Origin of the sequence: Mycobacterium sp. RTGN6 (genome assembly GCF_033804605.1) — a bacterium.
Taxonomy (GTDB): domain Bacteria; phylum Actinomycetota; class Actinomycetes; order Mycobacteriales; family Mycobacteriaceae; genus Mycobacterium.
The window spans coordinates 101,001-126,505 of the sequence record NZ_JAPZKZ010000013.1 but is presented as its reverse complement, the minus strand read 5'-3'; the positions used below and the strand labels follow the sequence as shown (position 1 = coordinate 126,505).

At 67.7% G+C, this 25,505-nt stretch carries 23 protein-coding genes; 12 read left to right on the top strand and 11 right to left on the bottom strand.

What is annotated here, in order from left to right; all coding sequences use genetic code 11:
* Window positions 1-3 precede the first annotated feature (3 nt).
* The 4 genes from SLQ33_RS28135 to SLQ33_RS28120 form a co-directional block, all read right to left on the bottom strand.
* A complete protein-coding gene (locus SLQ33_RS28135; RefSeq protein ID WP_319457200.1) occupies window positions 4-1,146 on the bottom strand; it encodes an Mrp/NBP35 family ATP-binding protein in 1,143 nt (380 codons plus the stop codon).
* Window positions 1,147-1,207: 61 nt separating this feature from the next.
* Window positions 1,208-2,425, bottom strand: a complete 1,218-nt coding sequence (locus SLQ33_RS28130; protein WP_319457309.1) for a lytic transglycosylase domain-containing protein — start codon at window positions 2,423-2,425, stop codon at window positions 1,208-1,210.
* 132 nt (window positions 2,426-2,557) lie between these two features.
* Window positions 2,558-3,058, bottom strand: a complete 501-nt coding sequence (locus SLQ33_RS28125) for a DUF1003 domain-containing protein (protein WP_319457199.1) — start codon at window positions 3,056-3,058, stop codon at window positions 2,558-2,560.
* Window positions 3,055-4,380 (bottom strand): magnesium transporter MgtE N-terminal domain-containing protein, encoded by a 1,326-nt coding sequence (locus SLQ33_RS28120; RefSeq protein ID WP_319457198.1) that lies wholly within the window; start codon window positions 4,378-4,380, stop codon window positions 3,055-3,057. Before SLQ33_RS28120 ends, SLQ33_RS28125 begins: the two co-directional genes overlap by 4 nt.
* A gap of 25 nt (window positions 4,381-4,405) precedes the next feature.
* Between SLQ33_RS28120 and SLQ33_RS28115 the strand changes: the two genes are divergently transcribed.
* Window positions 4,406-5,362, top strand: coding sequence for a CoA ester lyase (locus SLQ33_RS28115; RefSeq protein ID WP_319457197.1), 957 nt, complete (start codon window positions 4,406-4,408; stop codon window positions 5,360-5,362).
* Here the strand turns inward: SLQ33_RS28115 and SLQ33_RS28110 are convergent.
* The 3 genes from SLQ33_RS28110 to SLQ33_RS28100 are packed head-to-tail and all read right to left on the bottom strand — an operon-like array spanning window position 5,359 to window position 6,786.
* Window positions 5,359-5,901 (bottom strand): DUF4190 domain-containing protein, encoded by a 543-nt coding sequence (locus tag SLQ33_RS28110; protein WP_319457196.1) that lies wholly within the window; start codon window positions 5,899-5,901, stop codon window positions 5,359-5,361. The two genes, SLQ33_RS28115 and SLQ33_RS28110, sit on opposite strands and share 4 nt — an antisense overlap.
* The gene (locus SLQ33_RS28105) at window positions 5,895-6,176 is read right to left on the bottom strand and encodes a DUF4190 domain-containing protein (RefSeq protein ID WP_319457195.1); all 282 of its coding nucleotides are present in this window, start codon (window positions 6,174-6,176) and stop codon (window positions 5,895-5,897) included. Before SLQ33_RS28105 ends, SLQ33_RS28110 begins: the two co-directional genes overlap by 7 nt.
* A gap of 43 nt (window positions 6,177-6,219) precedes the next feature.
* Entirely contained in the window at window positions 6,220-6,786 is a 567-nt protein-coding gene (locus tag SLQ33_RS28100; RefSeq protein ID WP_319457194.1) for a DUF4190 domain-containing protein, read from the bottom strand.
* A 152-nt stretch (window positions 6,787-6,938) separates the two neighbouring features.
* On the opposite strand from SLQ33_RS28100, the gene SLQ33_RS28095 reads away from it, so the two are divergent.
* The 6 genes from SLQ33_RS28095 (at window position 6,939) to SLQ33_RS28070 (ending at window position 12,526) form a co-directional block, all read left to right on the top strand.
* A complete protein-coding gene (locus SLQ33_RS28095; protein ID WP_319457193.1) occupies window positions 6,939-7,439 on the top strand; it encodes a general stress protein in 501 nt (166 codons plus the stop codon).
* Between the two features lie 157 nt (window positions 7,440-7,596).
* On the top strand, window positions 7,597-8,994 hold the full coding sequence (locus tag SLQ33_RS28090; RefSeq protein ID WP_319457192.1) for an ABC transporter substrate-binding protein: 1,398 nt from the start codon (window positions 7,597-7,599) through the stop codon (window positions 8,992-8,994).
* On the top strand, window positions 8,991-9,908 hold the full coding sequence (locus tag SLQ33_RS28085) for a sugar ABC transporter permease (RefSeq protein ID WP_319457191.1): 918 nt from the start codon (window positions 8,991-8,993) through the stop codon (window positions 9,906-9,908). Before SLQ33_RS28090 ends, SLQ33_RS28085 begins: the two co-directional genes overlap by 4 nt.
* Before the next feature lie 12 nt (window positions 9,909-9,920).
* Window positions 9,921-10,745: a carbohydrate ABC transporter permease gene (locus tag SLQ33_RS28080; RefSeq protein ID WP_319457308.1), complete on the top strand. Its 825-nt coding sequence runs from the start codon at window positions 9,921-9,923 to the stop codon at window positions 10,743-10,745.
* A gap of 3 nt (window positions 10,746-10,748) precedes the next feature.
* A complete protein-coding gene (locus tag SLQ33_RS28075; protein ID WP_319457190.1) occupies window positions 10,749-11,924 on the top strand; it encodes a sn-glycerol-3-phosphate ABC transporter ATP-binding protein UgpC in 1,176 nt (391 codons plus the stop codon).
* A complete protein-coding gene (locus SLQ33_RS28070; protein ID WP_319457189.1) occupies window positions 11,921-12,526 on the top strand; it encodes a suppressor of fused domain protein in 606 nt (201 codons plus the stop codon). Before SLQ33_RS28075 ends, SLQ33_RS28070 begins: the two co-directional genes overlap by 4 nt.
* 8 nt (window positions 12,527-12,534) lie before the next feature.
* Here SLQ33_RS28070 and corA read toward each other — a convergent pair whose 3' ends face one another.
* The gene (gene corA, locus SLQ33_RS28065) at window positions 12,535-13,608 is read right to left on the bottom strand and encodes a magnesium/cobalt transporter CorA (protein ID WP_413467722.1); all 1,074 of its coding nucleotides are present in this window, start codon (window positions 13,606-13,608) and stop codon (window positions 12,535-12,537) included.
* 185 nt (window positions 13,609-13,793) lie between these two features.
* Here corA and SLQ33_RS28060 point away from each other — a divergent pair, with 185 nt between their 5' ends.
* Both SLQ33_RS28060 and SLQ33_RS28055 read left to right on the top strand, forming a co-directional pair.
* Window positions 13,794-14,963: an NADP-dependent malic enzyme gene (locus SLQ33_RS28060; RefSeq protein WP_319457187.1), complete on the top strand. Its 1,170-nt coding sequence runs from the start codon at window positions 13,794-13,796 to the stop codon at window positions 14,961-14,963.
* Window positions 14,964-14,970: 7 nt separating this feature from the next.
* On the top strand, window positions 14,971-15,801 hold the full coding sequence (locus tag SLQ33_RS28055; RefSeq protein ID WP_319457186.1) for a glycine betaine ABC transporter substrate-binding protein: 831 nt from the start codon (window positions 14,971-14,973) through the stop codon (window positions 15,799-15,801).
* A gap of 6 nt (window positions 15,802-15,807) precedes the next feature.
* On the opposite strand, the gene SLQ33_RS28050 is transcribed toward SLQ33_RS28055, so the two are convergent.
* Window positions 15,808-16,638, bottom strand: coding sequence for an SDR family NAD(P)-dependent oxidoreductase (locus SLQ33_RS28050; RefSeq protein ID WP_319457185.1), 831 nt, complete (start codon window positions 16,636-16,638; stop codon window positions 15,808-15,810).
* A gap of 105 nt (window positions 16,639-16,743) precedes the next feature.
* Between SLQ33_RS28050 and SLQ33_RS28045 the strand changes: the two genes are divergently transcribed.
* Window positions 16,744-17,109: a DUF732 domain-containing protein gene (locus SLQ33_RS28045; RefSeq protein ID WP_319457184.1), complete on the top strand. Its 366-nt coding sequence runs from the start codon at window positions 16,744-16,746 to the stop codon at window positions 17,107-17,109.
* Window positions 17,110-17,121: 12 nt separating this feature from the next.
* Here the strand turns inward: SLQ33_RS28045 and SLQ33_RS28040 are convergent, their stop codons facing one another.
* Window positions 17,122-20,778: a multifunctional oxoglutarate decarboxylase/oxoglutarate dehydrogenase thiamine pyrophosphate-binding subunit/dihydrolipoyllysine-residue succinyltransferase subunit gene (locus SLQ33_RS28040; protein ID WP_413467726.1), complete on the bottom strand. Its 3,657-nt coding sequence runs from the start codon at window positions 20,776-20,778 to the stop codon at window positions 17,122-17,124.
* A 226-nt stretch (window positions 20,779-21,004) separates the two neighbouring features.
* Window positions 21,005-21,748: a hypothetical protein gene (locus tag SLQ33_RS28035; protein ID WP_319457182.1), complete on the bottom strand. Its 744-nt coding sequence runs from the start codon at window positions 21,746-21,748 to the stop codon at window positions 21,005-21,007.
* 155 nt (window positions 21,749-21,903) lie between these two features.
* Here SLQ33_RS28035 and SLQ33_RS28030 point away from each other — a divergent pair, with 155 nt between their 5' ends.
* Entirely contained in the window at window positions 21,904-23,196 is a 1,293-nt protein-coding gene (locus tag SLQ33_RS28030) for a multidrug effflux MFS transporter (RefSeq protein WP_413467721.1), read from the top strand.
* A 189-nt stretch (window positions 23,197-23,385) separates the two neighbouring features.
* The gene (locus SLQ33_RS28025; protein ID WP_319457306.1) at window positions 23,386-25,503 is read left to right on the top strand and encodes an MFS transporter; all 2,118 of its coding nucleotides are present in this window, start codon (window positions 23,386-23,388) and stop codon (window positions 25,501-25,503) included.
* The last annotated feature ends 2 nt before the right edge of the window (window positions 25,504-25,505 follow it).

Here is a 25,505-nt window from a genome sequence, read left to right as displayed (position 1 = left end):
CGGCTAGCGAGCGACCGGGTCCAGGTTCAGCGACATCCCGACCAGCCCGCGCTTGCGCACGGCCAGCGCGTCGGCGATCTTGCGCAGTTCCTTGCCCGCCGCGGAGTCGGGTGCGCTGAGCACCAGCGGCACCCCCGAGTCGCCCGCCGTCACCAGCGCCGGGTCGATGGGAACCTGACCGAGCAGCGGCACGTCCGCGCCGACGGCCTGGCTGAGCCGCTCGGCGACCTGGCGTCCACCGCCCTCGCCGAACAGCGCCATGGTGGTGCCGTCGGGCAGTTGTAGTCCGGCCATGTTCTCGACGACGCCGACGATGCGCTGCCGGGTCTGAAGTGCGATGGCGCCCGCGCGTTCGGCGACCTCGGCGGCGGCCAGTTGCGGGGTGGTCACGACCAGGATCTCGGCGCCAGGGATCAACTGCGACACCGAAATTGCGATGTCGCCGGTGCCCGGTGGCAGGTCGAGCAGCAGTACGTCGAGGTCACCCCAGTACACGTCGGCGAGGAACTGCTGCAGTGCGCGGTGCAGCATCGGCCCGCGCCACACCACGGGCGTGTTGCCCTGGGTGAACATCGCGATCGAGATGACCTTCACGTCGTGCGCGACGGGCGGCAGGATCATCGACTCGACCTGGGTCGGGCGGTCGGTGGTACCCATCATCCGGGGCACCGAGTGGCCGTAGATGTCGGCGTCGAGCACTCCGACCGACAGCCCGCGGGCGGCCAGCGCGGCAGCGACGTTGACGGTGACGCTGGACTTCCCGACGCCGCCCTTGCCCGACGCCACCGCGTACACGCGGGTGAGCGATCCGGGCTGAGCGAACGGGATGACGGGCTCCCGCGAGTCGCCGCGCAGCAGCTTGCGCAGTTCCGTGCGTTGTTCGTCGTTCATCACGTCGAGGCCGACGGTCACTGCGCCGGTGCCGGGCACGTCGAGCGCGGCCTGCCGTACGCGTTCGGTGATCTCGGATTTCTTGGGGCACGCCGACGTGGTCAGGTAGATCTCCACGTGCACGGCGCCGTCGGCCTGGGCGGTGACGCTCTTGACCATGCCGACCTCGGTGATCGGCTTGCGCAGCTCTGGGTCTATGACCTTGGTCAGCGCGCCGCGGACGGCGGCTTCCAGGTCAGCGGGAGTTGTTGACATCGACTTCGAGTCTAGGCCGCGGTTGGGCGGCCCCGGGTTCGGCTGGGTCGGAGGTGACGGGTCAGCCGGGCGGGAGCAGCGCCGGTTCGCCGGGCAGCGGGCCGGGCGGACCCGGTTCGGGGGGCGGCGGCGGTGCGGGGGCCAACGGCGGAGCCGGCGGCGGGAACAGGAACGGCAGGCCGGGCAGCCCTGGTGGCGGGGCCTCGGGGGTGGGCGTGGGGACGGTCCCTTGGATGCAGAACACCGCACAGTTCTGCACCGGTTCGGCGGGACCGGGCAGTGGTCCCCGCAGTTGCCCCGGCGTCAGTCCCGGCACGCCGACCTGGCCGGCGAGGTCGGGTCGGCCAGGGCCGAGCAGCGGCATCAACGCCAGCGGATCGTCCGCGGGCAGGCCAACGGCGCTGAGCGGGAGCCCCGGTCCGAGGCCCTCGGGGTTGGCGTCGAGATGCGCGTCGCCGAGCGGGGCAGGCCCCGTGATCGGCGGCAGGTCCACGGGTGCGACGCCGGTCGCGTAGGCCGCGGCCCAGCCAAGCACGTTCCGCGCGTACGCGGTCGAGTTGTTGTAGCGCAGGATCGCGGCCATCACCTGTGACGCGTCGCGCAAGTTGAGGTTGCCACTGCAGAGGTAGCGCGCGGCGGCGAGCGTCGAGTCGTACAGGTTCTGCACGTCCGCCTTGCCGTCTCCGTCACCGTCGGAGGCGTAGCGCGCCCACGTGCCGGGGAGGAACTGCATCGGGCCCAGTGCGCGCGCGTAGGTGGCGCGACCCGCCTGGACGCTCTGGACGATGACCTCGTTGCCGGGCAGCGTGCCGTCGAGCGTAGGTCCGTAGATGGGGTTGATCGGGGTGCCCCGCGAGTCGGTGGCGCCGCCGTTGGCGTGCAACGACTCGATGCGCCCGATGCCCGCCAGCAGGTTCCAACTGATGCCGCAGGCCGGGTAGGCCGCCGCCATCATCCGTTCGGCATTGCGGTACGCGCTGAGTGCCATCGCCGGGATGCGAAGGCTGCCAATCGAATTAACGACGATCGGGGGCGGGGGAGCCGACATGCTGCCCGCCACGATGCGAAACAGCCGCAGCGGTCGCTTCGCAGCGATGACCTCCGGGCCCGAGTGATCGCCGCTGTCCGCGACGGCGGCCAACGGGGTGATCCCGTTGTCGCTGCGGGCGTTGATGTGCTGTGGCGCGGACGCCCCGACCGCGAGGACGAGGATGAGCGGAGCGATGAGCGCGGCGCTGAACCACTGGGCGCGTGCCGGGCGGGCGATGCCGCGCCGCATGGCCGCGAACGCAGCGGCTGCCCTTATCTGCACTCAACCGTCCTAGCTCTGCGATTACCGGACGCCGATTCCGGCAAACTCGTGAACCACGTCACCATACCTAGTCGTGATTCTTCCGTTGTCACATTGGGTCTAGCTGGTCGCATCGTCGCGTTTGGACTTCAACTCGTTGAGCAACTCGATCACTTCCTCGAGTTCACGACGCAGATAGTCCCTGGTGGCAACCTCGCCGACGGCCAATCGGACGGCGGCGAGCTCGCGCGCAAGGTACTCGGTGTCGGCCTTGGTCTGTTCGGCGCGGCGCCGGTCCTCTTCGAGCGACACCCGGTCGCGGTTCTCCTGCCGGTTCTGGGCGAGCAGGATCAGCGGCGCGGCGTACGCCGCCTGCGTGGAGAACGCCAGGTTCAGCAGGATGAACGGGTACGGATCCCACTGCAGCTTCAGCGCAAACAGGTTCAGCAAGATCCAGATGATGACGAGGATCGTCTGGATGGCCAGGTAGCGGCCGGTGCCAAGAAACCGTGCGATGGATTCGCTGAATGCGCCGACGGCCTCGATATCGACCCGGGGCGTGAACCGCCTACGTGACGTGCGCGGGGTGTCGAGGCGCTGACGGGCCGACAGGTCACTCACGACGTACCCCCCGGCGCGGGAGCGGTGACGTCGGAATCAACGCCGGCCGTGGGAAGTTCGGGCTCCTCGCGGACGCGCCAGTCGTGCGGAAGCAGGTGGTCGAGCACGTCGTCGACGCTGACGGCGCCAAGCAGGTGGTTTTCCGCGTCGACCACGGGTCCGCACACCAGGTTGTAGGCGGCGAAGTAGCGCGTCACGGCGGCCAGCGAGCTGTCGGGGCCGAGGGTGGGCAGATCGCTGTCGACGACGCCGCCGACCAGGGCCGCGGGCGGTTCCCGGAGGAGGCGCTGCAGGTGCACGCACCCCACGTACCGTCCGGTGGGCGTCGACGTCGGAGGGCGGACGACGAAGGCGAGCGATGCGAGCGCGGGGGTGAGGTCCGGATCGCGCACCCTGGCCAGGGCCTCCGCGACAGTGGTGCCCGGGCCCAGCACGACGGGGTCCGACGTCATCAGGCCGCCCGCCGTGTCCGGGGAGTGCTTGAGCAGCCGGCGCACCGGCTCCGAGTCTTCGGGGTCCATTCGGGCCAGCAGCGCCTCCGCCTGGGTGGCGCCCAGCTCGCCGAGCAGGTCCGCGGCGTCGTCGGGATCCATCGCCTCGAGGACGTCGGCGGCGCGTTCGGTGTCCATCTGGTCGAGCAGCTCGGCCTGATCGCTCTCGGGCAGTTCCTGAAGGACGTCGGCGAGTCGCTCGTCGTCGAGGGCGTTGGCGACCTCGTAGCGCCGCTTGGCGGGCAGCTCGCGGATGGCGTCGGCGACGACGATGGGGCGCTGGCCCTCGAACTGCTCGAGCAGGTGTGCGACGCCCTGGCCGGGCAGCGACAGCGCCGCGGGCGTCAGCCCCGAGACGTTCTGCCAGCTGACCACGTTCACGGCGGTGCGTCTGCCTAGCCTGCGATGGCTGCGCACGGCGACGCGCGTCACCATCCAGTCGCGGGTGCGGACCTGTTCGATGGCCAGGTCGACGACGACGACGTCGACGCCCTTGAGCTGTTCGAGTTCGGGATCGTCGACCCGCACGCGGGTGTCGAGCACCTGGCCGAAGACCAGGACCTCGCCGGGGCGTTGGGCGAAGCGGCGCAGCGACACGTTGGCGGTGGTCAACGTGACGGCGCTCGGTTCGATCGCGGTGACGCGCAGGATCGGGACGAAAATCCTTCTGCGGTTGAGCAATTCGACGACGATGCCGAGGACGCGGGGCTGCTGGCGGCCGTAGCTGATGCTGATCACCACGTCACGGACGCGGCCGATCGACTCACCGTCGGGGCCGAGTACCAGCATCCCCGACAAGCGGGCCGTGTAGACCCTGTTGACCGCCACCATGTCTCAAAGAGTAGAGACTGAAGCCGTGGACAACCGCTATCGCCCCCGTCGAACTTGCTTGTCGGTTCCCGGCAGCAGCGCCAAGATGATTGAGAAGGCCAAAGCCCTTCCGGCGGATCAGGTCTTCCTGGATCTCGAGGACGCCGTCGCTGCGGATGCCAAGGCCGAGGCCCGCACCCGCGTCGCCGCGGCATTGGCGGAGCCGGGGTGGGCGGGCCAGCTGCGCGGGGTGCGGGTCAACGACTGGACGACGCCGTGGACGCACGCCGACGTCATCGAGGTGGTCGCCGCCGCTGGCGCGCACCTCGACCTCATCGTGCTGCCGAAGGTTGTCGACGTCTCGCACGTGCAGGCGTTGGATCTGCTGCTGACCCAGCTGGAGGTCACGCATGGGCTGCCGCCCGGCGGGATCGCCATCGAGGCGCAGATCGAAACCGCGCAGGGCTTGACCAATGTCGATGCCATTGCGGCCGGGCCCCGGGTGGCTGCACTGGTGCTCGGGCCCGCCGATCTGATGGCGAGCCTCAACATGCGCACGCTCGTCGTCGGGGAGCAGCCCGAGGGCTACGACGTCGGCGACGCATACCACCACGTGCTTATGAAGATCCTCATCGCCGCCCGTACGCGCGGTATCGCCGCGATCGACGGGCCGTTCCTCAAGGTCCGTGACGTCGAGGCGTTCCGTCGGGTCGCGGGTCGCTCCGCGGCGTTGGGGTACGACGGCAAGTGGGTGCTGCATCCGGATCAGATCGCGGCGGGCAACGAACTCTTCAGTCCCCGTCAGGCCGACTACGACCACGCGGAATTGATTCTCGAGGCGTACGAATGGCACACCTCGCGAGCCGGTGGCGCCCGGGGCGCGGTGATGCTCGGTGACGAGATGATCGACGAAGCCAGCCGCAAGATGGCGCTGGTGATCGCGGGCAAGGGGCGGGCGGCCGGGATGGCTCGCAGCCCTGGGCGGTTCGAGCCGCCGAGCTAGTAGCTGGAGTAGTTGCTGTCGTAGAGGCTGGGGTCGAGGAACGCCAAGCCGATGACGATCACTCCGCCGATCAGGGTGACGATTCCGACGATCACCGCGGCGAGCGCGAGGCCGTGGCCATCCTGGCCGGTGCGCTTGGTCTCCGCCATCGCGATGAAGCCGAGGACCACTCCGACCAGGGACGGGATGAAGCATCCGCAGAGCGAGACGCTGACCAGGGACGTGACGAGCGCCCCGATGGCCTTTCCGTTGGTGCCGGTCGGTCGTCCCGTCGCGTAGGGGTCGTACGGGGTGTAGGGCGAGTAGCCGCCGGGAGGCGGCGGGTAGGGCATCGGATAAGGGGCGTAGCCGGGTGGCGGATAAGCACCGGGTGGCGGATAACCACCGGGTGGTGGGTACGGGTTCGGGGGCGGATAGCCGGGCGGTGGCGGTGCGTCGGCGGGGTAGTCCACCGGTGCGTACGGGTCGAACGGCGGAGTGCTCTCCAGCGGCGCGAACTCGCGACCGTGGGACGCCTCGTCGCGTTCCTCGTTCACCACGTTGTCAGTCCCATCACGACGAGGATCATGCTGATCAGCAGGGTGACGGCACCGACGAAAATCGACGCGTACGCCAGCCCGCGGCCGCGCTCCCCGCTGAGGCTGATCTGGTTGAGCGCGACGACGCCGAGGGCGACGCCGATGAGCGAGCCGATGCCGAACAGCGACACCGCCGACGCGACGAGCGCGACGATGGCAAGGGTGTTGGTGCGGGGCTTCGCGAGCGTGGCCCCGTCGCTGTCCGACGCCTGCGACGCGACGTCACCTGCGGTCATGGCTCCAAGGTAGCGGTCGCGGAGGTGTGGCGCCGTTGCATGCTCAGAAGTAGAACGCGGTGAAAACACCGACGCCGAGTAGGCCGACGGCGCCGACCACGATGCCGGCGATGGACAACTCCTTGCCCTTCTGGTGGGTCTGGTTGACCTGGTTGAGCGCGACGACGCCCAGCACGATGCCGAGGATCGACAGCGCGAAGCCGATGCAGATGGCGTAGGCCGGAAGGGCCAACAGCGAGCACACCAGCGACGCGATGGCCATGCCGTTCGTCCCAGCCTGGCCGCCGTACGGCGCGCCGTACGCGGGGTAGCCCGGCGCTGGGCCATACCCGCCAGGCGGTGGGTAGGCAGCGGGCGGTGGGTAGGCGCCGGGCGGCGGAAACGGGCCCGGTGGTGGGTACGCACCCGGCGGTGGGTACGCGCCGACCGGTGGGAGGTAGCTGGGCGGCAACGGAGGCGGCAACGGGGGTGGCATCGGCGGCAGTGAGTACCCGGGCGGGGGAGTCGGGGTGTACTCGATCGGCGGATATTCGACGGCCCCCGAGATCGGATCGACGCCCGGATTCGGTTCCTGCCCTGGGTCCCCAGCGGCGCCGGGCGGGTGCGACATGGCGGTCAACATACCTGGAGCCTGCACGAGCTTGCCGACATTGCCCGCTCGGCACCATCGTCGGGCCTCGCGCGTTGGACAATGCGGTGTGTCGAAGCGCTCGCCGTACTCCAAGGCGCGGACATGCCGACGGAAATGCTAAGGACAGGACCATGACGAACCCGCTACAGCCAGGCCAGACCCCCCGCCGCGGCGGTGCCGCTGGATTGCCGACCCCGCCGAAGGGTTGGCCGATCGGGTCGTATCCGACGTACGCCGAGGCGCAGCGCGCGGTGGACTACCTCTCGGATCAACAATTCCCGGTTCAACAGGTGACGATCGTCGGCGTCGACCTCATGCAGGTGGAGCGTGTCACCGGGCGGCTGACGTGGCCGAAGGTGCTCGCAGGCGGCGCGGCGACGGGCGCCTGGCTGGGCCTGTTCATCGGGCTGGTGCTGGGCTTCCTCAACCCCAATCCGTGGGGACCGCTGGTGGCCGGTCTGATCGCCGGTGTGTTCTTCGGCCTCATCACCTCAGCCGTTCAGTACGCGATGGCACGCGGCACAAGAGATTTCAGTTCGACGATGCAACTCGTCGCCGGCCGCTATGACGTGCTGTGCGATCCGCAGAGTGCCGAGACGGGTCGGGATCTGCTGGCGCGCTTGACGATCTGATCATGCCCACGCGCGCCGCCGGAGTTCGCTGAACGATACGCCGCAGGTCACGATTGCAATCTAAAATCCCGACGCGCGGTCGAAGGTGTTGCACATCACGCGTATCGCGCTCTACGGTTTGCGCGCGGGAGGTTTCCCGCCCGGACGGGAGGCTGCGGTGCGCGCTCGACAGCTGTGGGCTGCGGCGTTGGCTGCGCTGACGACGGCGTCGCTGGTGTCGGCATGTAGTTCTGGCGGCGGCGGAATCGTCATCAACTACTACACGCCGGCCAGCGAGATGGCGACGTTCACCGCCGTGGCGAAGCGCTGCAACGACGAACTCGGCGGCCGCTTCACCATCAAGCAGATCAGCTTGCCGAAGGCCGCCGACGACCAGCGTCTGCAGCTGGCCCGCCGACTCACTGGAAACGACAAGACCCTCGACGTGATGGCGCTCGACGTGGTGTGGACCGCCGAGTTCGCCGAAGCTGGTTGGGCTTTGCCGCTTTCCGACGATCCGGCTGGTGAAGCCGAGGCCGATGCACGCTCGAACACGCTGCCCGGCCCGCTCGCGACCGCGGAGTGGCAGGACCAGCTATATGCCGCCCCGATCACCACCAACACCCAATTACTTTGGTATCGCGCCGATTTGATGGACAAGCCGCCGGCCACCTGGGATGGCATGGTGGCCGAGGCGAATCGGCTGCACGCCGCGGGCGAGCCGAGTTGGATCGCCGTCCAGGCCAAGCAGTACGAAGGTCTGGTCGTGTGGTTCAACACGTTGCTGGTCAGCGCCGGAGGCCAGGTGCTCTCCGACGACGGAAAGACGGTGACGCTCACCGACACCCCCGAGCATCGCGCGGCCACCATCAAGGCGCTGCAGATCATCCACTCGGTTGCCACGGCTCCGGGCGCCGACCCGTCGGTCACCCAGACCGATGAGGGCACCGCGCGGCTGGCGCTCGAGCAGGGCAACGCCGCGCTCGAGGTGAACTGGCCGTTCGTGCTCCCGTCGATGTTGGAGAACGCCGTCAAGGGCGGAGTCGCCTACCTGCCGCTCAACGAGAACGCGGCCCTCGAGGGCTCCATCAACGACGTCGGAACGTTCTCGCCAAGCGACGAACAGTTCGAAACGGCATACGAGGCGAGCAAGAAGGTGTTCGGCTTCGCCAACTACCCCGGCGTGCAGGCGGGACAAGAGGCCAGGGTCACGATCGGCGGCCTGAACCTCGCGGTCGGCAAGAACAGCCAGCACAAGGCGGAGGCCTTCGAGGCGATCCGTTGCATGCGCAGCGTCGAGAACCAGCGCTACACGTCCATCGAAGGTGGGCTACCCGCAGTGCGAGCCTCGTTGTACGACGATCCCGAGTTCCAGAAGAAGTACCCGCAATACGAGATCATCCGCGAGCAGTTGACCAACGCCGCGGTCCGCCCGGCCACCCCCGTCTACCAATCGGTGTCCACCCGCATCTCGGCGACGCTGGCCCCGATCAGCGACATCGATCCGGAGAAGACCGCCGACGAGCTCGCGGTCCAGGTTCAGAAGGCCATCGACGGAAAGGGGCTCATTCCGTGACGGCCCCCGCCACACCGGCCCCCACGGCTGGCGCCTCGGACGACAAACGGTCGGACCGGCGACTGGCCTTCTGGCTCGTCAGTCCCGCCGTCGTGCTCATGCTGGCGGTGACGGCCTATCCCATCGTCTACGCGGTCTGGCTCAGCCTGCAGCGGTACAACCTCGCTGCTCCCGACGACGTCGAGTTCATCGGGCTCGGCAACTACCAGACGATCCTCACCGACAAGTTGTGGTGGACGGCGTTCGTCGTCACCTTGGCCATCACGGTGGTGTCGGTCGCCATCGAGTTCGCGCTCGGCATGGCGCTGGCGTTGGTGATGCACCGGACGATCTTCGGCAAGGGCGTGGTGCGCACCGCGATCCTGGTCCCGTACGGCATCGTGACGGTCGCCGCGTCCTACAGCTGGTACTACGCGTGGACGCCCGGCACCGGATATCTCGCCAACCTGTTGCCCGAAGGCACTGCCCCGCTGACCGAGCAGCTGCCGTCACTGGCCGTCGTGGTGCTCGCCGAGGTGTGGAAGACGACGCCGTTCATGGCGCTGCTGCTGCTGGCCGGGCTCGCGCTGGTGCCGCAGGACCTGCTGAACGCGGCGCAGGTCGACGGCGCGGGTCCGTGGAAGCGGTTGACCAAGGTGATCGTCCCGCTGATCAAGCCGGCCATCCTGGTGGCGTTGCTGTTCCGCACGCTCGACGCGTTCCGCATCTTCGACAACATCTACGTGCTCACCGGCGGCACCAACGACACCGGCTCGGTGTCGATCCTGGGGTACGACAACCTGTTCAAGGCCTTCAATCTCGGGCTCGGCTCGGCCATCAGCGTGCTGGTGTTCCTGTCCGTCGCGGTGATCGCGTTCATCTACATCAAGATCTTCGGCGCGTCCGCTCCCGGCTCGGATGAAGGAGGCCGCTAGATGGCCGAGCGAGTGAGCGGAGGCCGCGCCACCGGTTGGATCGTCATCAACGTGCTGGTGGTGCTCTACGCCTTGTTCCCGGTGCTGTGGATTCTGTCGTTGTCGCTGAAGCCGACGTCGACGGTCAAGGACGGCAAGCTGATTCCGACCGAGGTGACGTTCGACAACTACAAGGCGATCTTCCAGGGCGACATCTTCAGCTCGGCGTTGATCAACTCGATCGGCATCGGCCTGATCACGACGGTGATCGCCGTGATCATCGGCGGGATGGCCGCGTATGCGATTGCGCGCCTTGCCTTCCCGGGGAAGAAGGCCCTCGTCGGAGTTGCCCTGCTGATCGCGATGTTCCCGCAGATCTCGTTGGTGACGCCGATCTTCAACATCGAGCGCCGGATCGGGCTGTTCGACACGTGGCCCGGGCTGATCATCCCCTACATCACCTTCGCGCTTCCGCTGGCCATCTACACCATGTCGGCGTTCTTCCGGGAGATCCCTTGGGATTTGGAGAAGGCCGCCAAGATGGACGGCGCCACCCCGGCTCAGGCGTTCCGCAAGGTCATCGCTCCATTGGCTACGCCGGGCATCGTGACTGCGGCGATCCTGGTGTTCATCTTCGCGTGGAACGACCTGTTGTTGGCGTTGTCGCTGACGGCGACTCAGCGCGCCATCACCGCACCCGTGGCGATCGCGAACTTCACGGGCAGTTCGCAATTCGAGGAGCCGACGGGGTCCATTGCCGCGGGGGCCATGGTGATCACGGTGCCGATCATCATCTTCGTACTAATCTTCCAACGACGTATCGTGGCCGGTTTGACGTCCGGCGCGGTGAAGGGGTAATCGATGGCCGAGATCGTGTTGGATCACGTGAGCAAGAGCTATGCCAATGGCGCTGCGGCCGTTAGGGATCTGTCGATCACCATCGCAGACGGCGAGTTCATCATCCTGGTCGGTCCGTCCGGGTGCGGAAAGTCGACCACGCTCAACATGATCGCCGGCCTGGAGGACATCAGCGAGGGCGAGCTGCGCATCGGCGGCGACCGGGTCAACGAGAAGGCGCCCAAGGACCGTGACATCGCGATGGTGTTCCAGTCGTACGCGCTGTATCCGCACATGACGGTGCGCCAGAACATCGCGTTCCCGTTGACTTTGGCCAAGCTGTCCAAGGCCGACATCGCCGCCAAGGTCGAAGAGACGGCGCGAATCCTCGATCTGACCGAGCTATTGGAGCGCAAGCCCGGGCAGCTGTCCGGTGGCCAGCGGCAGCGGGTGGCGATGGGCCGCGCGATCGTGCGCAACCCGAAGGCCTTCCTCATGGACGAGCCGCTCTCGAACCTCGACGCGAAGCTGCGCGTGCAGATGCGATCGGAGATCGCCCGACTGCAGAATCGGTTGGGCGCCACCACGATCTACGTCACGCACGACCAGACCGAAGCCATGACGCTCGGTGACCGCGTCGTGGTGATGTTGGCCGGCGTGGCTCAGCAGATCGGCACACCCGACGAGCTCTACAACCGGCCCGCCAACCTGTTCGTCGCCGGTTTCATCGGTTCACCGGCGATGAACTTCTTCCCCGCGTCGCTGACCGACGGGGGCGTTCGGCTGCCCTTCGGCGACGAGATCCTGCTCTCCCCAGAGGCTCTCGAGACGCTGGCCAAGCACCCCAGGCCCGAGAACCTCATCGTGGGCATCCGTCCCGAACATCTCGAGGATGCGTCGCTCATCGACACCTATGCGCGGATCCGGGCGTTGACCTTCGGCGTCACCGTCGACGTGGTGGAGTCGCTCGGCGCCGACAAGTACCTGCACTTCCGCTCCGAGGGCGAAGGCGCGCGATCGGCGCAGCTGGACGAGTTGGCCGCCGACTCGGGTGTCGGTGAGAACGAGTTCGTGGCAAGGGTTTCCGCTGAGTCCACCGCGACCGTCGGGCAACAGATCGACTTGGCGCTCGACACCACCAAGCTGACGTTGTTCGATGCGGACTCGGGAGTGAACCTGTCGATCCCGCCCATCGAGTGAGCGACGTCCGGGCAAGGGTTCGCGCGCACCTGCTCGAGCACTTCGCCGGGGCGGGCATCACATCGGAGCCCGACGTGGCCAGCGTGACGTTCGTCGGAGTCGAGCCCATCGACGTCTTGCGCTTCGGCCCGGACGCGCGCCCCGGCTTGAAAGGCGTCCATCACCATGTGTCGCTTGGCTGTTCGCGCCATCCCATGATCGAGCCGACCGACTTCCTGGCCGATCCGCACCAGGGTCCGCGAGCCGAGGTGATGGTGTCGCTGCGCGGACCGACGCCGACGGGGCTGTCGCAGTCGATCGCCGTGCTCGCCGCTGCGCCGTCCGTCGAGGGGCTGGTACTGGTGGCCGACGCGCTGATCGACATGGAGGCGCCGTTGTGGCAGGGTTCGCCGTTCACCGCGATGTTGTTGGGGCCCAGTGACATCGAGGACGTCGCGCTATCGCCGCCCAATGACCCGGTGACGTTTCTCGCGGCGACGCCGATCACGCCGACGGAGGCCGCATGGGTGCGGCTCAAGGGGGCCGAAGCCATGCGTGAGGCCTGGCGCACCGATCGCGTCGACGTACTCGATCCTCGGCGCCCCGCGGCTCAGCCCCGCTAGGAGTTCGGCTACAGCCAGTGGTTGCGCCGGAAGGTCATGTACAGCACGGTGCACACCGTCGCCATCACCAGAAGCACTGCGGGGTATCCCCACACCTGGTGCAGCTCGGGCATGTGGTCGAAGTTCATCCCGTAGATGCCGGCCAACGCCGTGGGCACGGCGGCGATCGCCACCCAGGCGGAGATCTTGCGCATGTCGATGTTCTGCTGCATCGACACCTTGCCGACGGCCGCCTGAACCAGCGAGCTCAACACCTCGTCGTAGCTGGCGATCCGATCGGAAGCCTGCGTGTTGTGGTCGAGCACGTCGCGCATGTACCGCCGCACCTCCTTGGAGATGAGGTCGTTGTGGTCGGTGCCCATGCGTTGCAGCGCCAGGGTGAGCGGGCTGACCGCCCTGCGCATCTCGACGACCTCCCGCTTGAGCATGTAGATGTGCTCGATGTCGGTGGTGGTGGTCGGGGAGAAGACGTTCTCCTCCATGGAGTCGATGTCGAACTCGACGAGATCGGTGACCTCGAGGTACGAGTCGACGACGTGGTCGGCGATCGCGTGCATCACCGCGTACGGGCCGAGCGCGCAGTTGGCGGGGGTGCTGTCCATTCGCTTGCGCACCCCGGCCAGCCCGCCATGATCGCCATGGCGCACCGTCACGACGAAGTCCGGTCCGACGAAGATCATGATCTCGCCGGTCTCGACGATCTCGCGCGCCAGGGCGACGGATTCGTGTTCCACGTAGGTGATGGTCTTCAGCACCAGGAAGAGCGTGTTGTCGTAGCGCTCGAGTTTGGGCCGCTGATGGGCGTGCACCGCATCCTCGACGGCCAGTTCGTGCAAGCCGAAGACGTCGGCCACCGCCTGCATCTGGTGTTCGTCGGGTTCGTGCAAGCCGATCCACACGAAGGCGGTGACGCCGTTCTGCTCGAGTTCGCGGACCTTGTTCAGCGCGGCGGCGTGGGTGTATTTGCCGGGCAGGCGGGTTCCGTCGGCGTAGACGCCGCAGTCGACCATCGCGCGTGCGACGGGCACGTGGATGGCGGTGACGTTGGGCGTCACGTTGCGGCGGGAAGGCGCCCGGAGCATCGATGGTTGTAAGGCGCGGAACGACGGCACTTCGGACCTCCCGTCGACATGCGGAACAGCCTTCGGCGGGGCCCGAAGGATAGGCGAATGGTACGCCCAAAGGCTGGCAGTCTTCTCGTCGTCGAACTCCTCACGAGTGGGGAACCCGCGCGGGTGAGAAGTTGGTGTGACGTACTCTGACGCCCGTGGCTGAACTCGTACGCACACCCCAGGTCGTCATCGATGACGCCGAGATCTTCGCCGCTCACGAAGGCGGCAAGCTCTCGGTGGCGCTGAAGTCCCCACTGGACACCCAAAGGGCGTTGTCAATCGCCTACACCCCCGGCGTGGCCCAGGTGAGCCGGGCCATCGCGACGGACCACACGCTGGCCGCGAAGTACACGTGGGCCAACCGGTTGGTTGCCGTAATCAGCGACGGCAGCGCCGTACTCGGCCTCGGCGACATCGGGCCTGCGGCATCGCTGCCCGTGATGGAGGGCAAGAGCGCGCTGTTCAAGACGTTCGGCGGGCTGGACTCCATTCCGATCGTGCTCGACACGAAGGACACCGACGAGATCGTCGAGACGATCATCCGGCTGCGCCCGACGTTCGGCGCGGTCAATCTCGAAGACATCTCGGCGCCACGGTGTTTCGAGATCGAGCGCCGCGTCATCGAGGCGCTGGACTGCCCGGTCATGCACGACGATCAGCACGGCACGGCCATCGTCGTACTGGCCGCGCTGCTGGGTGCCGCCAAGGTGCTCGAGCGCGACATGCACACGTTGAAGATCGTCATCTCCGGCGCGGGCGCCGCTGGCATCGCTTGCGCGAACATCCTGTTGGCCAAGGGCATCAGCGACATCACGGTGCTCGACAGCCAGGGCATCGTGCACACCGGCCGCGGCGACATGAACCCGTTCAAGGCCGAACTGGCCACCAGGACCAACCCGCGCGGGCTCACCGGTGGCATGGCCGAAGCGCTCGCCGGCGCCGACGTCTTCATGGGCGTCTCGGCAGGGCTAGTGCCCGAGGAGTTGATCGCGACGATGGCACCAGGCGGCATCGTGTTCGCGATGTCGAACCCCGACCCGGAGATCCACCCCGACGTGGCGCGCAAGTACGCGGCCGTCGTGGCGACCGGGCGCAGCGACTTCCCGAACCAGATCAACAATGTGCTCGCCTTCCCCGGCGTATTCCGCGGGGCGCTGGACGCAGGCGCCCGCCGCATCACCGAGAAGATGAAGGTGGCTGCCGCCGAGGCGATCTTCTCAGTGGTCGGTGACGACCTTGCCGTCGACCACATCGTGCCCAGCGCGCTCGATCCGCGAGTCGGTCCGGCCGTCGCGGCTGCGGTGGCAGCAGCGTCCGAGGTCTGAGCCACCCATGCGCCGGTCGGCGGTGGCGCTTATCGCGCTGCTGATCGCCGGCTGTGGAGGTCAATCGGCAGCGGAGTCGATCGCCGTCGGCGCCGGTCCCGATCCCGAATCTGGGGTCTTGGCCCACCTGTACGCCGCGGCGCTGCGCTACTACGGCAGCGCGGCTCACGTCGAGCAGAGCAAGGATCCGGTCGGCGATCTGGACGACGCCGATGTCGAGGTGGCCCCTGGTTTCACCGGTCGGCTCTTGCAGCGCTTCGATCCGGGCGCCGTTGCCCGCGGTGACGAACAGGTCTACCGCACCATGATCTCCGCGTTGCCCGAGGGGGTCGCCGCGGGGGACTACGCGCAGTCCGCAGGCGACAAGCCCGCACCCGCGGTGTCAGAGCGCACGGCGGCGGCGTGGGGCGGACGCCAGGTGTCGGCCCTGGTCCAGCATTGCGCCGGGCTGAAGGTGGGGGCGGTGGCCGGTGCGCAGCCGCCGTCCGTGATCGGCACGTGCCGGTTGCCGGCCGTTCGCGAGTTCCCCAACGCCGCAGCGCTGTTCGCGGCGTTGCGTTCGGGCCAGGTGGACGTCGCGTGGACGTCGACGGCAGCGCCGGACGTCCCGGACGACGTCGTCGTACTTACCGACCGCACGTCGCTGATCCGGGCCGAGAACGTGGTGCCGCTGTACCGGCGCAACGAGCTCGCCGAGCGACAGGTGTTGGCGCTCAACGAGATCGCCGGTGAACTGGACACCGGGACGCTGGCCGACATGCGGCGTCAGGTCGCCGAGGGCGCCGATCCCGGTGCCTTGGCCGCCGAGTGGCTGAACGCGCACCCGTTGGGCCACTAGCCTGCGTCAGTGCACCGGCGGCATCAACTTCGACGTCGCCAAGGAGAACAGCTTCTGGTAGCCCGAGCCGGTGACCCGCACGATGAGGTCGAGTGCCTTGGCGTCGGCACCGACGAGCACGCGGGCCTTGTTCTTGTGGACCGCCTCGAGGATGATCTTCGCGGCGTCCTCTGGGGTGGTCCTGGTGAGCTTCTTATCGAAGAAGTCGGTCAACGTCGCGGTGTCCACGCCGTCGGCGGCCGTCGCGTTGCGCATGATGGCGGTCTTGATCCCGCCGGGGTGCACCGTCGTCACCTTGACGGGGTGCTTGGCCACGTCCATCTCCTGGCGCAGGGCCTCGGTGAAGCCGCGGACGGCGAACTTGGCCGCGTTGTAGGCGGCCTGACCGGGCACGGAGAACAGCCCGAAGACGCTGGAGACGTTGACGACGTGCCCGTCGCCGGACTCGATGAGGTGTGGAAGGAAGGCCTTGGTGCCGTTGACGACGCCCCAGAAGTCGACGTCCATGACGCGCTCGATGTCCTTGAACGGGGTGACCTCGACGTCGCCGACGTAGGCGATGCCCGCATTGTTGTAGATCTGGTTGACCTTGCCGAAGTGGGCCTTGACGGCGTCCGCGTAGAGCTCGAACGCCTCGCGTTCGGTCACGTTCAGCCGGTCGGCCTTCACGGGGGCGTCGATGGCCTTCAGGCGCTCCTCGGTGACCGCGAGGCCCTCGGTGTCGACGTCGCTGATCGCGACCTTCGCGCCCGACCGGGCCAGTTCGACTGCCAGCGCCTGCCCGATGCCCGATCCGGCGCCGGTGACGACGCAGACCTTCCCGGCGAAGCCCTCCATGGACACTCCCTTGTATCGTTATTCGACTCGTGTGGAGTCTAGCCAGTACCGGCGGTATCACGATCGGCGGGTAACGACTGGTCCTTGGACAGCGATGGGAACACCATGAAGCTAACGCGCACCGCGCTGCTTGCCGTCTCCACCGCCGCCGTAGCGGCCGCCACGTTCGGGGCCGCCCCTGCGCAGGCGGATACCGTCACCGACGAGTTCCTGTCGAGCTTGACGTCGGCGGGTCTGACGGACATCGATCCGGCGACCGCTACCTCGGTCGGCCAGGAGGTCTGCCCGATGTTGTCCGAACCTGGACAGCAACTGGCGGACGTCGCCGCCGACGTCTCCGACGCCATCGGCAAGCCGCTCGGCCCCGCCACGATGTTCACCGGACTCGCGATCACGCTGTTCTGCCCGGGGGCCGTCTCGTCGCTGGCCAACGGAAACATGCCGATTCCGCTGGACCTGTTCGGCATCTAAGCGCCGAAGCGCTTAGCCGAACGCCTCGTCGATGATCTCCTGCTGCTCGACGGCGTGGACCTTCGACGAGCCCGATGACGGCGCCGACATGGCGCGCCGCGAGATCCGCTTGATACCGGTCAACTTGTCCGGCAACAGCTCCGGCATCGACAGCCCGAACGTGGGCCAGGCGCCCTGATTGGCCGGTTCCTCCTGAACCCAGAAGAATTCCTTGGCGTTCTCGTAGCTGTTGATGATGGTGGGCAGCCGCCGCTTCGACAGCGGGTAGAGCTGCTCGATGCGCACGATCGCGACGTCGTCCCGGTTGTCCTTCTGCTTACGCGCGGCCAGGTCGTAGTAGACCTTGCCGCTAGTCAGCAGCACCCGCGTCACCTTCGACCGGTCGCCGTCCCCGTCGGTGTAGGCAGGCTCCTCCATGACCGAGCGGAAGTTCTGCTCGGTGAAGTCGCGGATGTCGCTGACGGCGGCCTTGTTGCGCAGCATCGACTTCGGCGTGAACACGATCAGCGGACGGTGGATGCCGTCCATGGCGTGCCTGCGCAGCAGATGGAAGTAGTTGGCCGGAGTGGAGGGCATGGCGACGGTCATCGAGCCCTCGGCACATACCTGTAGGAAACGCTCGATGCGACCCGACGTGTGGTCGGGGCCTTGACCCTCGTGGCCGTGGGGGAGCAGTAGCACGACGTCGGACAGTTGGCCCCACTTGGCCTCACCGGAGCTGATGAACTCGTCGATGATCGTTTGGGCGCCGTTCACGAAGTCGCCGAACTGCGCCTCCCACAACACCATTGCGTCGGGGTCGCCCACCGAGTAGCCGTATTCGAAGCCGACCGCCGCATACTCGGACAGCGCCGAGTCGTACACCATGAACCGGCCGCCCGACGGGGTGCCGTCGGTGTTGATGGTCAGCAAATCGAGCGGCGTGAACTCGGCGCCAGTCTTGCGGTCGAGGATCACCGCGTGCCGTTGGGTGAAGGTGCCGCGCCGGGTGTCCTGACCGGTCAGCCGCACCGTCTTGCCCTCGGCGACCAGCGTGCCGAGCGCGAGCAGTTCGCCGAACGCCCAGTCGGCCTTGCCCTCGTAGGCCATCTCGCGCCGCTTGTCCAACACCGGCATGACGCGCGGATGCACGGTGAAGCCCTCGGGGAACCCGAGGTGTGCATCACCAATGCGGGCCAGCAGCGACTTGTCAACGGCGGTACTGAGTTTCGCGGGCAACAGCTGGTCGGACTCGACGGACTCGCTGGGCTCGATCTCGTGCTTCTCGAGGTCGCGAACCTCGTTGAACACTCGCTCGAGTTGGCCCTGGTAGTCGCGCAACGCGTCCTCGGCCTCCTTCATCGAGATGTCGCCGCGGCCGATGAGGGCTTCGGTGTAGGTCTTGCGGACGCCACGCTTGGTGTCGATGACGTCGTACATGTACGGCTGAGTCATCGACGGGTCGTCGCCCTCGTTGTGCCCGCGGCGGCGGTAGCACAGCATGTCGATGATGACGTCCTTCTTGAACTCCTGACGGAAGTCCATCGCGAGGCGGGCCACCCACGAGGAGGCCTCGGGATCGTCCCCGTTGACGTGGAAGATCGGCGCGCCAACCATTTTCGCGACGTCGGTGCAGTACTCGCTGGACCGCGAGTCCTGCGGCGACGTGGTGAAGCCGATCTGGTTGTTGACCACGATGTGAATCGTGCCGCCGGTCCGGTAACCGCGCAGTAGCGCGAGGTTCAGCGTCTCCGCGACGACGCCCTGCCCGGCGAACGCGGCGTCCCCGTGCAGCATCATCGGAACGATCGAGAAGCCTTCGGGCCCATCGCCCTTGTCGAGGAGATCCTGCTTGGCGCGGACCAGGCCCTCGAGCACCGGATCGACGGCCTCCAGATGGCTCGGGTTGGCCACCAGCGACACCTCGATGTCGTTGTCGCCGAACATCTGTAGATACGTGCCCGTCGCGCCGAGGTGGTACTTCACGTCGCCGGAACCGTGGGCCTGCGACGGATTCAGATTGCCCTCGAACTCGCTGAAGATCTGCGAGTACGGCTTACCCACGATGTTGGCCAGCACGTTGAGCCTGCCGCGGTGCGGCATGCCGATGACGACTTCGTCGAGGCCATGCTGGGCGGCTTGGTCAATCGCGGCGTCCATCATCGGGATGACGGTCTCCGCACCTTCGAGCGAGAATCGCTTTTGCCCAACATATTTCGTTTGCAGGAAGGTCTCGAAGGCCTCGGCCGCGTTGAGCTTGCTCAGGATGTACTTCTGCTCGGCGACGGTCGGCTTGTCGTGCTTGACTTCGACGCGCTCCTGAATCCACTTCTGCTGGTCGGGTTCCAGGATGTGGGTGTACTCGACGCCGACGTGGCGGCAGTAGGCGTCGCGCAGCACCGAGAGCACGTCGCGCAGCTTCTTGTACTCCGCGCCCGCGAACCCGTCGACCTTGAACACGCGGTCGAGGTCCCACAACGTCAGCCCGTGGGTGTTCACGTCGAGGTCGACGTGGCTGCGGAACCGGGTCTTGTCCAGCCGCAGCGGGTCGATGTCGGCCATCAGGTGTCCGCGGTTGCGGTACGCCGCGATCAATTCGATGATGCGGGCGTTCTTGTCGAAGATCGAGTCGGGGTTGTCGGTGCGCCAGCGCACGGGCTCGTACGGGATGCCCAGCTCGCGGAAGATCTCGTCGAAGAAGTCGTCGGACAGCAGCATCTGGTGGATCGTGCGCAGGAAGTCGCCCGACTCCGCGCCCTGGATGATGCGGTGGTCGTACGTCGACGTCAGCGTCATCAGCTTGCCGACGCCCATCTCGTTGATGCGTTCCTCGCTGGCGCCCTGGAACTCGGCGGGGTACTCCATGGCGCCCGCGCCGACGATCGTGCCCTGACCGCTCATGAGCCGCGGCACCGAGTGCACCGTGCCGATGGTGCCCGGGTTTGTCAGCGAGATCGTGACCCCGGCGAAGTCCTCGGCGGTGAGCTTGCCGTCCCTGGCGCGGCGCACGACGTCCTCGTAGGCGGCGATGAACTGGCCGAACTGCATTGTGTCGCAACGCTTGATGGCCGCCACGACGAGCTGACGCTTGCCGTCCTTGCCCTGCAGGTCGATGGCCAGACCCAGGTTCGTGTGAGCTGGTGTCACCACGTTCGGCTTGCCGTCCACCTCGGCGAAGTGGCGGTTCATGGCGGGGAACGTCTTGACCGCCTGCACGATCGCGTACCCCAGCAGGTGGGTGAACGAGATCTTGCCGCCGCGCGTGCGCTTGAGGTGGTTGTTGATGACCGTGCGGTTGTCGATCATCAGCTTGGCCGGGATGGCCCGCACGCTGGTGGCCGTCGGCACGTCAAGCGACGCGTTCATGTTCTTGACGACGGCGGCGGCGGCGCCACGCAGCACCGCCAGTTCGTCGCCCTCGGCTTGTAGGGCACCGGCGGGCGCCTTCGGCTTGGCGGGTTCGGCCGTGGCGGCGACGGGCTCGGCCTTGGCCTTGGCGGGCTCAGCCTCGGGGGTGGCCGGCTCGGGCTTGGGCGTTGGCGGGGTCGACTGGCCGTTGGTGCCCGCCCGCTGCGCGGGCGCCGGGGCGGAAACCGTTGTGTCGTTGGTTGGTTCGGGGGAGTAGTCGACGAGGAACTCGTGCCAACTCGGATCCACCGACGAGGGGTCCTCGCGGAACTTGCGGTACATCTCCTCGACCAACCATTCGTTCTGACCGAATGGTGAAGGTGAAGTGCTCACGACGGCTGCTCGCCTCGATTCCTTCTGCCTGCGAGCGTCGCTCGCGGCGCCCGCCATCTTGTCTGCGGTTGCCCGCAATATGCCGCCCTAAAGGCTAGCCCCTCCGCTCAGGATGGGAACGCCCAACGGCACTTGTCTACTCGGTCGGCGTCGATGGCGGCCGAAGGGTCTCCCGCTACTGCTCTGGAGCGGGCAGCACGTGCAACGTCGACGGAAAGCGCGGCGGAGGCGCGCCGAAGGCGACTTGCGCGTTCTTGATGATCTTGCGGCCCATCATCCGGTTACCGACGCCGCCGACGACGGCTCCGATTCCGACGGGAAGCAGCTTGCCGAACGCGATGGCCCCGCGCTTGAGTGCGTAGCGCTTCACGAAGTACCGGAGCAGCCGGTTGTTGAGCTGCGACACCGCGGGGAGCGGCAACGACGCCGCGCCGTCGGCCATCCAGGCCCCGCTGGTGCGGCCGGTGCCGATGAGGTCGGCGATCGCATGCTTGCTGTCCTCGCCGACCAGCACGGCGAGCACCAGGGCGCGCCGCCGCTCGCGGTGTTCGGCGGGGATCCCGTGGACCTCGGCGACGGCGAGCACGAAGACCGCCGTCGCCTCGAGGAACACCACCGTCTCGCCCGCGACCGCCGACAGGGCCACCAGCGTGCCGATCCCGGGAAAGGCGGCCGCAGAGCCCACCGCGGCGCCGCTGGCCATCACGGCCGCGAGGTAATACTTCTCGAGCTTCGCCACGATCTCGGCGGGCGTGGCGTCGGGGCTGTGTTCGCGCAGCCGCTCCACGTACGCCTTGACCGCGGGCCCCTGGACGCGAGCACCGCGTTCGATGATTTGGGAGAGGGCGCGCGCGGCCATGCTCGGATCGTCGTCGACGACAGCAGGCACCTGGCTCTTGGCGCTGGAACGAGCGCTCATGGTCTCGGCCTCCCCTAACACGTTCAGACGAGCTTTCAGGCTAACGCCTACTCAACGAACGCCGACGGGCTCGTGGTGCCCGAGGGTGATGTCGCTCACGTATGGACGTTTGGCCTGCGGGAAGAAAAAACTGATATGCATTGCTAATCATTTGCATGGCAACATCGTTTGACGTGGACCTCGCTTGCGCTGACTACAACATGTCGGGCGGAGTACCTGATCAGCCGGTGCCCAGTCGGGTCCGCATGATCGTGGTGCTCGGACTGCTCGTCGCGCTGGGGCCGCTGACCATCGACATGTATCTGCCCGCGTTGCCGCGAATCGCCGACGAGCTGTCGGTGTCCTCGTCCGTGGCGCAGCTGACGCTGACCGGGACGCTGGCCGGGCTGGCCCTCGGGCAGCTGGTGATCGGGCCGTTGTCGGACTCGCTGGGCCGCCGCAGGCCCTTGATGGCGGGCATCGCGCTGCACATGGTGGCGTCGTTGTGCTGCCTGTTCGCACCCAACATCGCCACGCTCGGCGTGGCCCGGGGACTGCAGGGTGTCGGCGCGGCCGCGGCGATGGTGGTGGCCATCGCGATCGTCGGCGACCTCTTCGCCGACTCCGTCGCCGCGACGGTGATGTCGCGACTGATGCTGGTACTCGGCGTCGCACCGATCGTCGCGCCGTCGCTGGGGGCCGCGGTGCTGCTGCACGCGTCGTGGCACTGGGTGTTCGCCGTGCTGGTGGTGCTGGCAGGCGCGCTGCTGCTGCTCGCCGCGCTCGCGCTGCCCGAGACGCTGCCCGTATCGCACCGTCGCCCGCTCAAGGTGCGCGGCATCCTCGCGACCTATGGCGAACTGTTGAAGGACACGAAGTTCGTCATCCTCGTGCTCGTCGGCGCGCTCGGCATGTCCGGGCTGTTCGCGTACATCGCGGGTGCGGCGTTCGTGCTGCAGGGCACTTATGGGCTGGATCAGCAGACGTTCGCGCTGGTCTTCGGCGCGGGTGCGGTCGCGCTGATCGCTGCGACGCAGTTCAACGTCGTGCTGCTCAAGCGCTTCACGCCGCAGACCATCGTGGTGTGGGCGCTCGCCGCCTCGGCGCTGACCGGCATCGTCTTCGTCACCCTCGCGGGCGCGGGCGTCAACGGGCTGGCTGCGTTCCTGGTGCCGGTGTGGGTGATCCTCGCCGCCATGGGCTTCGTCATTCCCAACGCGCCTGCGGTGGCGCTGTCGCGGCACCCCGACGCCGCCGGGACTTCGGCCGCGTTGCTCGGGGCCGCTCAGTTCGGTTTGGGTGCGGCCGTCGCCCCGCTGGTGGGGCTGCTGGGCAACGGTGAGTTCGCGCTGGCGCTCGTCATGACGGTCGGTGCGGTAATCGCCCTGTTTGCCCTGCTCATCGCGGGGGTAACTGGCTCGAATGAGGACGTCGACGTCCCCGCGGGAGTGGTGGTCGATCCGGTGTGACCGGCGGCGATGCCGCCTGCCCGACTTGTCGGGACAAGACCCGGTACGTAGCGTCGCCTGGATAGGTTCGTTACGCATGGTCGAATAGATGCCGCAAACACCCGTCGCTCCGCACGTCCGCCGCGCCCCCTGGCGTGGGGCGCTGACCTGCCCCGTCGTGGGTGAGGTGACCCGGTGACGGCGGCCCTGATGGAGCGGTACGACGACCCACAGCGGACGCAGAATCCGTGGCACGCGCTATGGGCCATGATGGTCGGCTTCTTCATGATCCTGCTCGACGCCACCATCGTGGCGGTCGCGAACCCGGAGATCCTCGAACACCTCGACACGGACTACGACGGCGTGCTGTGGGTGACGAGCGCGTATCTGCTTGCGTACGCGGTGCCGCTGCTCTTGGCCGGCCGGCTCGGCGACCGCTTCGGGCCCAAGAACCTCTATCTCGTCGGCCTCGCGGTGTTCACCGCGGCGTCCCTGTGGTGCGGTCTGGCGGGCTCGATCGAATGGCTGATCACGGCCCGTGTCGTTCAGGGCATCGGCGCGGCGCTGATGACGCCGCAGACGTTGTCGACGATCACCAGGATCTTCCCGCCCGAGCGACGCGGCGTCGCATTGAGCGTGTGGGGTGCCACGGCCGGGGTGGCCACGCTCGTCGGTCCGCTGGCCGGCGGGTTCCTCGTCGACGGCCTCGGCTGGCAGTGGATCTTCATCGTCAACGTCCCGATCGGCGTCATCGGGCTGGCGCTGGCATTCTGGTTCGTCCCCGTGCTGTCCACCGAGCGCCACCGGTTCGACGTGCTTGGCGTGTTGCTGTCGGGCGTCGGCATGTTCCTGATCGTGTTCGGGTTGCAGGAGGGCGAATCCCACGACTGGGCGTGGTGGATCTGGGCCGTGGTGACGGTGGGGCTGGCGTTCATGGGGGGCTTCGTGTACTGGCAGTCCGTCAACCGCGACGAGCCGCTGATCCCGCTGAAGATCTTCCGCGACAACGACTTCAGCCTGTCCAACCTCGGCATCGCGGTGATCGGCTTCGGGGTGACGGCCATGATCGTTCCGGTGATGTTCTACGCGCAGGCGGTGCGCGGACTGTCGCCGACCGGTGCGGCGCTGCTGGTCGCCCCGATGGCCGTAGCGTCCGGCGTGCTCGCTCCGTTCGTCGGCAAGATCGTCGACCGCACCCACCCGCGTCCCATCGTCGGGTTCGGCTTCTCTGCGGTCGCGATCGCGCTGACGTGGCTGTCGATCGAACTGACGCCGACGACGCCGACGTGGCGGCTGGTGCTGCCGCTCATCGTCATGGGCGTGGGGATGGCGTTCATCTGGTCTCCGCTGGCGGCCACCGCGACCCGCAACCTCCCGACGCAACTGGCGGGCGCGGGGTCGGGTGTCTACAACACGACGCGTCAGGTCGGCAGCGTGCTGGGCAGCGCAGGCATCGCCGCGTTCATGACGTCGCGGCTGGGCGCCGAGCTTCCCGGGATGAAACTGGGCGGGGACACGACGGAGGGGACCGTGGCCGAGCTGCCCGCGTTCCTGAAGGTCCCGTTCTCGGCGGCGCTGTCGCAGTCGCTGCTGCTGCCCGCCTTCGTCGCACTGTTCGGCGTCGTCGCGGCGCTGTTCCTGCGCGGCTCCGGCGCCGAGGGGTACCGCCCGGCGCCGCGTGACGTGATCGACGACGGGCCCGACGAACTGGACACGTTCACCGCCGCGTTGCGCACCCCGGGGTATCGGTTCGCGGCGGCCGGAGGGCACGACGTCCTCCCGCCCGCCGCCGACGTCGACTACTTCCCCGATGACGACGAGTACGTCGAGTACACCGTCGAATGGGACGAGGAGCCCGCGCCGGAGACCGAAGCCGAGCGGACGTTGGTCCTCGACGCGATCGACGCCATCCCCGCCGACGACAGCCTGACCGAGCCCATGGCCGTGCACGTCGAACACCCGCTGCACGCGCCAGCGGACACGTGGCACAGCGGGCCGGTGGAGTCGTGGCATTCGCTGCTCGAAGACGAACCCGAGCCCCAGCTGGATCCCGTCGCACCGCCGCCGATGGCCGCCGTCACGAACGGACACGACCCATGGCACCGCAGCCTCGACGAGCTGCTCGCTGATCCGCCTCCGATGCCCGCCGCGCCGCCACCGTCGCCCGAGCCGATCGGATTCGCCCACAACGGTTTTCACGTCGACGCCGATGACCACCTTCAGGTGCCGCCACCGGCTCCGCCGCCCCCGTCGGGAGGTAGGCATTCACGCAGCAGCGACGACGACGCGGGGACCTACGGCAAGCACTCGATGCGGTTCCGCGACTGACC